The sequence below is a fragment of the Pseudoclavibacter sp. JSM 162008 genome (assembly GCF_041366455.1).
In the GTDB taxonomy this organism is placed as follows: Bacteria; Actinomycetota; Actinomycetes; order Actinomycetales; family Microbacteriaceae; genus Pseudoclavibacter.
Genome location: NZ_JBEWYX010000032.1, coordinates 1 through 11,370 on the forward strand (window position 1 = coordinate 1; position 11,370 = coordinate 11,370).

At 65.4% G+C, this 11,370-nt stretch carries 13 protein-coding genes and 1 riboswitch; of the genes, 9 read left to right on the forward strand and 4 right to left on the reverse strand.

The genetic code is table 11. From position 1 onward, the window contains the following. Positions 1-1,073: 1,073 nt before the first annotated feature. A complete protein-coding gene (locus ABVF28_RS16980; protein WP_371031419.1) occupies positions 1,074-1,454 on the forward strand; it encodes a hypothetical protein in 381 nt (126 codons plus the stop codon). A gap of 152 nt (positions 1,455-1,606) precedes the next feature. Continuing rightward, positions 1,607-2,098: a histidine phosphatase family protein gene (locus ABVF28_RS16985; protein WP_371031420.1), complete on the forward strand. Its 492-nt coding sequence runs from the start codon at positions 1,607-1,609 to the stop codon at positions 2,096-2,098. Positions 2,099-2,197: 99 nt separating this feature from the next. Here ABVF28_RS16985 and ABVF28_RS16990 read toward each other — a convergent pair whose 3' ends face one another. After that, positions 2,198-3,382, reverse strand: coding sequence for a cation:proton antiporter (locus ABVF28_RS16990; RefSeq protein WP_371031421.1), 1,185 nt, complete (start codon positions 3,380-3,382; stop codon positions 2,198-2,200). A gap of 129 nt (positions 3,383-3,511) precedes the next feature. Here ABVF28_RS16990 and ABVF28_RS16995 point away from each other — a divergent pair, with 129 nt between their 5' ends. The 5 genes from ABVF28_RS16995 (at position 3,512) to ABVF28_RS17015 (ending at position 7,558) form a co-directional block, all read left to right on the forward strand. Then, entirely contained in the window at positions 3,512-4,243 is a 732-nt protein-coding gene (locus ABVF28_RS16995; protein WP_371031422.1) for an alpha/beta hydrolase, read from the forward strand. Between the two features lie 163 nt (positions 4,244-4,406). Continuing rightward, positions 4,407-4,973: a hypothetical protein gene (locus ABVF28_RS17000; protein WP_371031423.1), complete on the forward strand. Its 567-nt coding sequence runs from the start codon at positions 4,407-4,409 to the stop codon at positions 4,971-4,973. A 66-nt stretch (positions 4,974-5,039) separates the two neighbouring features. After that, complete coding sequence (locus tag ABVF28_RS17005) at positions 5,040-5,603, forward strand: hypothetical protein (protein ID WP_371031424.1); 564 nt, start codon at positions 5,040-5,042, stop codon at positions 5,601-5,603. Positions 5,604-5,747: 144 nt separating this feature from the next. Next, on the forward strand, positions 5,748-7,178 hold the full coding sequence (locus ABVF28_RS17010; RefSeq protein WP_371031425.1) for an NAD(P)-binding domain-containing protein: 1,431 nt from the start codon (positions 5,748-5,750) through the stop codon (positions 7,176-7,178). Between the two features lie 20 nt (positions 7,179-7,198). Next, a complete protein-coding gene (locus tag ABVF28_RS17015; protein ID WP_371031426.1) occupies positions 7,199-7,558 on the forward strand; it encodes a hypothetical protein in 360 nt (119 codons plus the stop codon). Between the two features lie 44 nt (positions 7,559-7,602). Here the strand turns inward: ABVF28_RS17015 and ABVF28_RS17020 are convergent, their stop codons facing one another. Together ABVF28_RS17020 and ABVF28_RS17025 are read right to left on the reverse strand one after the other, a co-directional pair. Next, a complete protein-coding gene (locus ABVF28_RS17020; RefSeq protein ID WP_371031427.1) occupies positions 7,603-8,046 on the reverse strand; it encodes a hypothetical protein in 444 nt (147 codons plus the stop codon). Positions 8,047-8,216: 170 nt separating this feature from the next. Beyond that, positions 8,217-8,900 (reverse strand): hypothetical protein, encoded by a 684-nt coding sequence (locus tag ABVF28_RS17025; protein WP_371031428.1) that lies wholly within the window; start codon positions 8,898-8,900, stop codon positions 8,217-8,219. Between the two features lie 79 nt (positions 8,901-8,979). Next, positions 8,980-9,094, reverse strand: a riboswitch (SAM riboswitch). Between the two features lie 223 nt (positions 9,095-9,317). Between ABVF28_RS17025 and ABVF28_RS17030 the strand changes: the two genes are divergently transcribed. Next, positions 9,318-9,938: an excalibur calcium-binding domain-containing protein gene (locus ABVF28_RS17030; RefSeq protein WP_371031429.1), complete on the forward strand. Its 621-nt coding sequence runs from the start codon at positions 9,318-9,320 to the stop codon at positions 9,936-9,938. Between the two features lie 33 nt (positions 9,939-9,971). Continuing rightward, positions 9,972-10,382 carry a (deoxy)nucleoside triphosphate pyrophosphohydrolase gene (locus ABVF28_RS17035; protein WP_371031430.1) on the forward strand — a complete coding sequence of 137 codons (411 nt, stop codon included), beginning with the start codon at positions 9,972-9,974 and terminating at the stop codon, positions 10,380-10,382. Between the two features lie 18 nt (positions 10,383-10,400). On the opposite strand, the gene ABVF28_RS17040 is transcribed toward ABVF28_RS17035, so the two are convergent. Further along, positions 10,401-11,024: a hypothetical protein gene (locus tag ABVF28_RS17040; protein WP_371031431.1), complete on the reverse strand. Its 624-nt coding sequence runs from the start codon at positions 11,022-11,024 to the stop codon at positions 10,401-10,403. Positions 11,025-11,370: the final 346 nt, after the last annotated feature.

Here is an 11,370-nt window from a genome sequence, read left to right on the forward strand (position 1 = left end):
CCTTCCTCGGGCTGGTGTGTGGTCAGAGACCACCAGCATCGAGGAAGGCCCGCCTCATGCGGCGGAGCGACCCAGAGTGGGGAATTTCGATGAGCAGAACCGAGGAATTTCAGTGAGCGCCGTCAGTATGAACGGAGGCGGGCCGCCACCCCCGCTCGTATCGTCTCCTGAGCCTCCGCCGTCAACCCAGCTGTCGTCCGGCGAGTAGTCATCCCCGGAGCCCCCGCCGTCGTACGAGTCAGAGGGACCCGGGTCACCCACGTAGGTCTCCTCGACGTTGACGGAAACGCCGTTCCCGTCGTTGGAGACGCCACCGCAGGCACCCGTCTGGATTTGGAAGTCGGAACACATAGGCGCTATGGATGGCGACCCCGCGAAGGAGATAGTGCTCGCGAGGATCGCGATCGCTAGCAGGTACTTGGACCAGACCACGGCGACGTTTCCATCAGTAGATAACCGGCGACCGAGCCTTCGATCCGAAAGACGACCGGCACTCGCAGCGGAACTTCGGGGGTCCGAGCGTCTTCCCCGCTCGCATTCGTGAGCGTCGTTCCCGATATGTCATAGCAACCATAGGACTGTATGACATTCACGGCACCAGAACTCGTGACACTTTGGATCTGCAAGGAGTCGACAACCTTGTCCCCGGTCACCGTGAGACCTTCAGCGGCCAACTGCTCATTGCTAGTTCGCACTTCCGCCACATAGTCGGGCCCTGCGACCTGTTCGAGATCCGCGTAATCTCCAGTCTCTCGAGCTCTTGCCTCGGCTTGCGAAGCAGCAGGCACCAGCTCCTCCACGATCGCCAGGGCTTCCTCGTTGCTGGGAAGGACCGGAGTTGAGGCCGAAGCGGTGGGGCTCGGGGGTGGGCTCGATGTCGTGCCTTCTTCGGGCGCGCATCCGCTCACACCGACAGCCGCCCCGAGACTGAACATGACGAGCAGAACGGTGCCGATGGCCCGCCTGCGCTTCCCCCTTGGTTGCATGGCCGTCAAGGTAGCGGCTCCGGAAAATCCTCGCAGAAGTTATCCACAGACCGACGGTTCGGGCCGCGTGCTGGATAGCATCGTGGGGTGACGAGCCCCAGCGATTGGATCGAGCATCGCCGTGGAGACGGTGAGCTCCTCGGTTGGATGCGCCCACACGGCGACGGTTTCGTGGTCATCGATCTGCTCGGACGGGAACGCTCCGGGGCACTCGACTGGTTCGAAGCTGAGACGCTTCTGGATGATCTGGGAATCGGGTATCTCGCCGACGCCTATGAGCTGCGCTTGGAGACCGGCGCGTGGCTGCGCGTGCGCATCACTGAAGTGTCGACGGTCCGCGTCCGCGTGAAGCGGGACGACTGGGGAGACATCACGGTACCCAACGTCGAGTTCACGCTGTCGTTCCCGCCGAACGACGAGCTCCGCCCGGTTCGCGCGACTCACGACCAGCTCGGTCACCCGACATAGATCTCAAAGATATAAACGCTGATCGATCTCAGGCACCGTTCGTCGAGGATCTGGTCGTTCAGCATGTTGGAGACAAGATCGGAACCGCCACGTTCCGAGCGCACACGGTCAGCCTGCTCAGCGTTCGCCGTCGAGTTCCCTAGGCTGGCTCCATGCCCCGCACTCTGATCCTGCTCCGTCATGCCAAAGCCGAGCATCCGATGACGATCGACGACCGCCAGCGTTCGCTTGCTGACCGTGGCGTACGTGAGGCTGCGGAGGCCGGCGACTGGCTGCGCGAGAACGCGCCCAAGGTCGACAAGGTGCTGTGCTCCCCCGCTGCGCGCACGCGGCAGACGTTGGAGACTGCTGAGATCCTGGCACCGGCCGACTTCCCGAGTGCCCTGTACATGGGTGGCGAGGACGACTACCTCGAGCAGGTCAAGGAGACGGACGCCGAGGTGCAGACGCTGCTGGTCATCGGACACGAGCCAACCGTGTCGGGCACGGCGATCGCGTTGGCCGCCGACAAGGAGTCGGACCTGGCGCGGGAGATCCGCCAGGGCTACCCGACCTCAGGCATCACCGTGCTGACGTTCCACGGTGAATGGGATGCCCTGCGCTGGAATTCGGCGAACATCACCGCGTTCCACGCACCCCGCTAGGCCCGTCTCGCGCGGGGGCTCGCATCCACACGACGAACGCGGGTTCGTTCGCCACCGGAGCGTCATGTGCCGTGTGGATGCCCGGACCTGCGCCTTGGGTCAGGCGGACGCGCGCGACGTTCGCCGTGCGTCCGCGGGCCGCAGCGCCATGCCGACGAGTGGGAACAGCAGCACGGAGAGCATCCCGGCTCCGACGAGCGACGAGGCGAGGGCGGGATCGAGGACCTTCTCGTCGACGCCGATGGCGGTCACCGCCACGATGATGGGAAGCGCGGTCGCGCTGAGGAGCCCGAGGCTCGCCCGCTCGCGCGGCGCCGCACCCTTGGGCGCAACCAGCTGCGCGGGGATCCCCCTGATGACAAGCAGCAGCGCGAGGAACACGGGGAGCAGGATGAGCGCCTGCGCGCTGCCGAGCAGCGCGTCGAGATTGAACGTGACGCCCGTGTAGATGAAGAAGAGCGGCACGAGGAAGCCGAACGCGATCGCCTCGATCTTGCTCTCGACCTGCTCGCGGTCCGCCTCGGGCGCGCTGCGCATGACGATCTGCCACATGACGCCCGCCGCGAAGGCGCCGAGGAGGATGTCGAGGTCGAGCATGGCGCTCAGCGCGACGAGGCAGGCGAGCGTGAAGATGACCACCCGCACCGCGAACTGGCCCGAGGTGTGGAGGCTCGCGCTGACGAGCCGGTGCAGGTGCCCGTGCTGCATGCGTACCGCTACGAGGATCGCGACGCCCGTGATGACGACGAACAGCGCGAGCACCAGCGCCGAGATGCCCGGCGAGCGGGTGCCGAGGAACACAGAGATCGCGACCAGGGGTCCGAACTCGCCGACGGCGCCCATCGCGGTCGTCGCCTTCCCGAACGGTGATCCGAGCTCGCCAGCATCGCGGAGGATCGGAATGAGTGCGCCGAGCGCCGTCGAGCTCAGCGCGATCGCGATGATGACAGCCGCTTCACCCGGCGCGATGAGGAAGCCGGCGGCGAGCCCCAGGGCGAGGCTCACGACCCACGCGAGCGACGCCTTCCCGAGCAGTCCGCCGCCGAGGCTGCGGAAGCGGATCTCGTTGCCGGCGACGAAGAAGAGCGCCGCGAGGCCGAACTCGGCGAGCCAGTCGAGGAGGTCCGATTTCTCGACCCAGCCGAGGAGGCTCGGCCCGATGGCGATGCCGAGCAGCAGTTCGAACACGACGATCGGCACCTTGACCCAGGGCGAGATGCTGCGCGCGAAGAGGGGAGCCAGCACTGCGAGGGCCGGGATGAGGAAGACCCCGGGTTCCGACACGCGCTCAGCGTAACAGCGGGGTGCGAGGCGACCGGAGGGTCGCACGAGGCGTCTTTGCGCGTCGGACGCGTAGCGTGAGACCGGGTGGCGCGCGCTCATCCATCGCCACGACCCGCTGGGAAGGCTCCCATGAAGCTGCACACGATCACCACCGGCGACGGCCCGAAGAAGGTCGCGTTGGTGCACGGCATCGGTGCGAGCGCCGAACTGTGGGGTTCGCTCGCCGAGCGCATCGCGGAGTCTGGCGAGTTCACGGCGATCGCCGTCGACCTGCGCGGCCACGGGGACAGCCCTCGGGCCCAGAGCTACCGTCTCGCCGAGTTCGTCGACGACCTCATCGAGACCCTGCCTGGCGACCTGCACAGCGCGGTCGGGCATTCGCTCGGGGGTGCCCTGCTCGTGCGCGCCGTGCCGCGACTGCTGCCGAGGCACGCGATCTACCTCGACCCCGGCTTCAAGCTCGGACTGCCGAGCGAGGGCGCCGGCGCCCGCGTCTTCTGGGCGCTGTCCGGGGTGACGCTGCCGCTTGTGATGCTGGCCAGCGCAGCGACGGGCACCGGCGACAGCAAACGCTACTCGGAGGCGACGCGTGTGCTGGACAAGCGCGCGAAGCAGCGCTTCGACAAGAAGATGACGGTCGGCATCTTCGATCAGATCACACACGCCCCCACCGCCTCCGCGGCCCCGCTTGTGCCGTCGACGCTGGTGCTTTCGGCGGAGGGCAAGGCGGTTGTCCCTGCGCCGATCCCTGCCGAGCTCGAGGCGCTGGGGTGGGATGTGCGTCAGCTGCCGCAGGTCGGGCATCCGTTCTGGCTGCACGACGCCGACGCGACGTTCGGCGCGATTCGCGACGTGCTCTGAGGCACGACCGGCAGACAGGTGCCACCGTCACAATTGGCGGGATGCTTGCGAACGGCACGGTCCGCACGACGACGGTGCGCGCGGGCAGTTCTCCCCGGAGCGAACTCTGAGTTACTGCGGGCCGCTCCCCTAGGCTGAGCGGCACGTCGATGAAGGGGTGCGCATGCTGTCCGTCGAGTTCCCGAGAGATGTCATCTTCACTGCGGCCATATTCGGTTTCGCGACGTTCGTCTGGGCCGGGTGGGCGCAGGAGCGTCCGCGGCATTGGGCGTGGCGCATCGTGTTCGGCGTGCTGAGCCTCGCCGGCGTCGCACTGGTCGGCATCACCTTGCCGACGGCGATCCGGAACTGGACGAGCGCGACGGCGTTGCAGGTCGACTCGGTGCCGTTCACGATCTACATCGTCATGGTGGCACTTGAGGTGGTCGGCGGTCTCATCGCGGCGTTCATCCTGCTGCGGCGCAAGAAGGGCGAGCTGATGGCGCCCGTCATGCTGCTCATCGTCGGACTGCACTGGGTGCCGATGATCTGGGTGTTCGAGCAGCCGTTCCTCGCACCCGTCTCGGTCTGGACGATCGGGGTGGCGATCGCGACGTTCTTCCTGCCGAGCGAGAAGCAGGCGCCGAGCTTCTGGTGCGGCATCCTGACGGCCCCGGTCTTCCTGATCACGGGCATCATCTTCGCGATCGTGGGTCTCAACGAGTTCGCGAGCATGACGTGCGCCTGCTGACTCGGCGGTGATTGCGCGTTCACGGCGCCTCCTTCGTGCCCGGCCAGTGCTCTAGCATCGGCCGTCATGGAGTTTCTTCCGCTTTTCGCGCTGGCCGCGCTCTTCGCCGCCGCCGGCGTTTGGCAGGCCGGGTGGCCCGCATCCGCCGCTTCGACGGGGCAGCGGTGGATGTTCCGTGACCGCGAGCCGAATTGGAGCGACGCGTACCTCGGCTACGTCCGGTTCGGCGGCGTGGTGCTGTGCGTCCTGGCGATCGTCGCGACGGGCGTGGCGTTCACGTTCAGGTTCCGGGCGACGCTCGCCGAGCGGTGCGAGTCGGAGTTGAAGTCGGCGCTGGACGCGACGCGGAGCGACGTGGGTTGGACTGCGGCGTCGATGGAGGCGTTCGCGACCGAGCATGAGCTGGATCTGCAGACGTGCACCACGAAGGTGGATCTGCCGGAGCTGCCCGACTTCGGTTCCGTCTACGGGCTGGATACGGAGGCGACTTCGAAGCCGACGCCTCTGGTCACGACGACGTACACGTTCTCGACGATGGGGACGGCGGTCGTGGCCGCGTCGGTGCAGACGGGCGGGTACGAGTCGTCTCGGCCGGAGCTCGAGGCGGACTCGGCGGTCTGCATGCCGTGAGCCACGCATCCGGTGGCCCGCCCTCTGCGAGGTGCGCCGGTTCGACCCGCTTCGTCGCGTGCATCGAGCGACTTGTTAACCTGGTGGTCAGTACTTCGTCATACGTAACTCGACCAGACATACAGAACCAGGGAACAACAGAACATGAGAATTGCGATCATCGGTGCGGGCCCGAGCGGCATGGCACAGCTTCGGGCGTTCGAGTCGGCGGCTGAGCGGGGGCGGGAGATCCCTGAGATCGTCTGCTTCGAGAAGCAGGCTGATTGGGGCGGCCAGTGGAACTACACGTGGATGACGGGCCTCGATGAGCACGGCGAGCCCGTCCACTCGAGCATGTATCGCAATCTCTGGTCGAACGGGCCGAAGGAGGCCCTCGAGTTCGCTGACTACAGCTTCGACGAGCACTTCGGTCGACCAATCTCGTCGTATCCCCCGCGCCCGGCACTGTGGGATTACATCTCGGGCCGCGTCGAGCGGGCGGGTGTGCGCAAGCACGTGCGCTTCAGCACGGTGGTGCGCTGGGTGGACTTCGATGAGGCGACGCAGCAGTTCACGCTGGTGAGCGAGGATCTGGAGTCGAAGAAGACGAGCCGTGAGGTGTTCGACCGCATCATCGTGGGGTCTGGGCACTTCTCGTTCCCGAAGATGCCGTCGTTCGAGGGCCTCGAGACGTTCCCAGGCCAGGTGAGCCACGCGCACGAGTTCCGTGGTGCGGAGAACCTGCGTGGCAAGGATGTGCTGGTGATCGGGTCGAGCTATTCGGCGGAGGACATCGGCAGCCAGGCGCACAAGATGGGTGCGCGCTCGGTGACGGCCAGCTACCGGACGGCGCCGATGGGGTACGACTGGCCGCTCGGCTTCGAGGAGCGTCCGCTGGTGACGAAGTTCGACGGTTCCACGGCCCACTTCGCGGATGGCACGGAGAAGGAGTTCGACGCGGTCGTGCTATGCACGGGGTATCTGCACAAGTACCCGTTCCTGCCGAACGAGCTGGCGCTCGACTCCCCCAACAACGTGTATCCGGAGGGCCTCTACAAGGGGGTCGTGTGGGAGCAGAACCCTCATCTCTTCTACCTGGGCGCGCAGGACCAGTGGTTCACGTTCAACATGTTCGACGCGCAGGCATGGTTCGTGCGCGACGTCATCCTGGGCGACGTCGTGTTGCCTGGGGTCGATGCGCGGCGGGCCGACATCGCTGCGTGGTTGGAGCGTTTCCACGCGATCGGTGGGGCTGCGGATGAGATCCGCTTCCAGGCCGACTACGTGCGCGATCTGATCGAGGCGACCGACTACCCGATGTTCGATCTGGATGAGGTCGTGGAGATCTTCCTCGAGTGGAAGCACGACAAGGCCGAGGACATCATGGGGTACCGCGATCGCGCGTACCGGTCCGTGATGACGGGCACGATCGCATCCACGCATCACACGAAGTGGGTGGATGAACTCGACGACAGCCTCGCTCGGTATCTCGCACCGCTGCCGGCTGCTGGTGCTGCTTCTGGCTCTGCTTCTGGCTCTGCCGCTGGAGCGGCGGCGGATCCGGCGGCGGATGCTGCTGGCGCGCCTGCCCTCTAGCCTGGCTCTAGGCTGTCGGGATGAAGCTCAGCCGACATGACGCCGCGATCCGTCTCGACATTCCGCTCGAGATGGCGAAGCGGAACGGCCTCCCCCCGTATATCGCCGAGGAGGCGTTGGCGGAGCTGGATGCGAATCCGCCGGCGTGGCTTGCTCAGTCGCGCGCGAACCGCACGGGCAAGCGTCCCGTGTGGGCGACGCTGACGTGCGAGGTGTGCGGGACGGTCGAGAAGGTGCGGCCGAAGAAGTGGTGGCCGGAGTTCACGTACGTGTCGTGCGACAACCACGATCTCGATGAGCTGCCGGAGCCTGCCCCCGGAACGACGCGCGAGTTCTCGTACGGCATCGGGACTCGCTTCACGGGCGTCGTCGACGCGTAGGCGCTCTTGCGCCCTTTGGCGCGGCGCGCAACGTGTGCGCGTTGCTACGACTCGCTGTTCGCGGGGTGCCATCCGCCGTCGGCGGAGAGCAGGTGCAGCTCTCCGCCGATGGAGGCGTACTGCGTGAACTTGGTCGCCGACATGTCGTTCCAGATGGACCCGATGATGCTGTCTCCTGCGGTGTAGTTGCCGATGAGTTCCATGAAGAACGTGTCGTGCTGGATGAAGTCGTCGTGGAAGTCGGAGGCGAGCCAGAACCGTTCGGTGTCTGCGGTCAGGCCGGGGGCCAGGCCGCAGGGTACGCCGGTGAACCAGTCGCGCTCAGGCAGGTACTCGGCCCACTGGTAGTGCGGTGCACCGGCAGCCAGATCGGGGCCGCGGCCAGCAGTCGGGTCCTTGGAGACAACCGCTTGTAGATACTCGGTCACCCAGACGGGCCGGTCTGTGCGGAGTTGGGTCTGGATGGTCATCGAGATCGCGTAGCTCACGCGACCACCCTACGGCCGGGCTTCGGCTCGCTCTCCGTTGGCATCCAGATCGGGTGCCGGTGGCTCGTTGCCCGCCGGACCACGGCTTCCGGGACGGGGACCATTCTCTCAAAACCACTGAACGGTGTTCACTGCACGCGGTGCAGTGGCTTCGAGAGGAACCGGTCGCCCTAAGTCCGCGTGTTTGGCTTCCGGCTCAGGTGCTCGAGGTTCCGGTCGCGCAGCCTGCCGTCGCCTCGCGGCCCCTCGTCGCGGAAGGCGCGACGCTCGAGCTTGCGGGCGACGCAGGTCGCGCATCCGCTTGGGGTCTCCCCCGCTCTGGTCACCAAGTGGCCGACTGCGTTGGCGAAGTCGCCACTGTCGTAGGCCTCTGGGATCGCTTTCCAGTCGCCGGGGCGCAGGTGTCCCGCCCGGTAGCCGATCCTGCCCTGCTCGAAGCCGGCACGTTTGAGTGCTTTCTTCGGCGAAGGGGTGTTCGGATCCTTCTCGTGCGCGTCGAGTTGGAGCCGCGCCAGGTTCTGCGCCGTAACGTTGAGCAGCAGGAACAGCATGGGTGAGAAGCCGAGCTGGTGCCATCGCCCTGCGTACTCCTGCCAGTCGGGCTTGGTGTCGAGCTGGCCCTTGCGGAACATGCCGAACAGGAACGCCATGCCGAAGGTCGGAGTGGCGTGCGTGTGCGGCGGCCAGCGCAGCACGGCGAGCAGCCACTCGCGGCGCAGTTCGTGGGGTAGTTCTCGGAACGCGGCGAGGGCGTCCTGGTCGAGCTCCGCACTCCAGTCGCGCTTCGCTTGGATCAGGGAGACGCCGCTCTGGTTGTGGCCGGTGTCGTCGGTTGGGGTGGGGGTTTCGGGCATGGGTGCGCTCCTCACGGGTACGCCACGCGGCCAGCGGATGCGTGGCGCGGGTTCACCGCGCTCGGCACCGCCTGGTGCGTGAACTGACTTGTCGCACACCGGACGGTGTCGACCCGTTCTTCCCCTGGGGCACCCCACTCAGGTAGAGGGTTGCCGTGCAGCTAGCCAGGTACTTGACGCTGCAACTCGTGAACGTGAGATGGAGGTTAGCACGCGGGGCTCCAGCGCTCACGCAGACGAAGCGGTCGCCCGAGTTCCTTCGAGGCAATCGCCCTATGCCTAGATTCCCCTGATCTCCGGGGAGGTTTATCGATTCAATCAGGCAGTTCTAGGCTTAACGGACCCCCAATCTCTGGAGGCCCAATGTCCTTCTATCCCGCTCCCACGCAGCGCCCTCAATCAACCTGGCGTTCTCGCATGACGACCTTCTCCTGGGTTGTGGCCGGCGTCATGGTGCTACTCCTGCTCGTCGCGGCGATCAACGGGGGCGTCGGAACATTCCTGGCGCTTGCCGGCCTGATCGGATTCCTTACAGGGCTCTACGTCTTGATCACACGAAGAAGCAGCTGGGCGGGCCTTCCGCGCTCACGCAAGATTGGCGCCATCGTCCTTGGTGCGGGACTCGTCGTTAGCATCGTCGGCAGTTCGATTGGAGGAGCGCAGACTCCTCGTGAGGCACCAGTTGCCGAGCCGGCCCCGACAGTCACCGTGACTTCGACCGTCCAGGCGCCCACGGAGACCGTGTTCGTCACTGTCACCGCCGAGCCGGTTGTCGCTCCCGTCGCCGAAGCAGCCCCCGTTGCCGATCCGGCTCCGGTGGCAGAGCCGGAGGCGGACGCGGCGCAGAATGCCCCCGCTCCGCTCTATGCAGCACCAGAGGCCGCTCCCGCGGCCCCCGAGCCTGCGCCTGAGCAAAGCGTCTCCTTTGCCAACTGCACCGAGGCTAGGGCTGCAGGAGCCGCGCCTGTGTACGTTGGCGATCCCGGGTACGCCTCGCATCTTGACCGCGATGGCGATGGCGTCGGCTGCGAAAACTGACCACTCGTTGGATCAGTAGGACACACTGTCTACGTGAGTTCTACAGGCAAACCACCGCTGATTGTTGTCGCCGGTATCTTTCTGCGCGGTGACGAAGTCCTCGCCTGTCGGCGGGCACCCAACAAAACTGCGGCTGGACTTTGGGAGTTCCCGGGGGGGAAAGTGGAACTTGGGGAGGCGCCTGAAGACGCACTCGTCCGTGAAATTCTCGAAGAACTGAAGATTCGCGTCCTCGTGTTGGAATTAATCGACAGATCAGTCACCCGAGTCAATGACATGGCCATTGATTTGAGCTGCTACCTGATAGATGCGAACGGAGCTGAACCGATCGACAGCACCGACCATGATCTGCTCCGCTGGGTTCGACGTGCTGACCTCGCCGCGCTGGATTGGGCAAGCCCTGATTTGCCGGCAGTTGCGGCTCTGATATCTCGTTCTACGTAGTGCCCTGTCCTGTCCCGCCTACCAAGCACTCTCGCGGAACACGTTCCCATCTCGCGTATGAACTCGCACGTTGAGCCGTTGGCAGAGTTCAGTGAGGTCGTCCTCGGTACGCCCCGGGAGCAAAATCGCCGGCTTGGCACGGATGCCCGCACGTCGTGCGTTGTTCGCGTAGTCGAGTGATTGCCCAATCGCCATTCGGACGTACGATCTCGCGGTTGACTTCTTCGCCTCGATGACTTCACCCGCCGTACTGTCGTAGATGTCGGGGCGAATACGTGTGTTTCCTGCGGGCAACGACAAAGCTTGCACCACGTGGTTCTTCGACTTCAGCCAGTTGCCGAATGAAGCCTGCAAATCGAACTCGACTCGGGAGATTTCGAACTCGCGCGGTTGGAGGTCGATCGTGAACCCTCCGCTGTCAGGCTGGATCCAATCAGCGATCACGGGTTGAAGAAGCTGTGGCCCGTTGCGCACGACGAGCCGAGCAACATCCGCATCGACTGGCGCCAGCAGGAAGATGATGCCTCGGCGCATGGCACCGTCAACGTCCGGAATCTCTTTGTACTCGAACGGAGGATCAGCGAGCGTGAAGGCTCCCACGTATGTCGCGTCCACGCCTTGGACGGTGAAGAGTCTGATCAATCGACCGTCCTTGACAGAAGAAATGAGCGCAGCATTCCCTCTGAGGAACTGTTGGTCTCCGCGGGTCCCCTCGCCGGTGTACGCGTATATTCCGTCAGTTCTCAGGCCTTCGTGGAGGTCGTAGCCGTACCGCTGGCCCTTGTGCGGGTCCGTGAAGATGAGGATGTTGGGGTTTCCCCTCGGCGTTGAGATCCCCTGTTGCTGCTGCCCGCCTATGAGGGCTCATCGCGTTTGAGAGTGTAGAGAGGGCCTGAATCCTCCGGTCTCGAGGAGTGATCTTGCGATGTAGTGGGTCAGGTTCCGGAAGCCGAGCGCGATACCGCGGAGGTGCTCGAGGCGCCCGTTA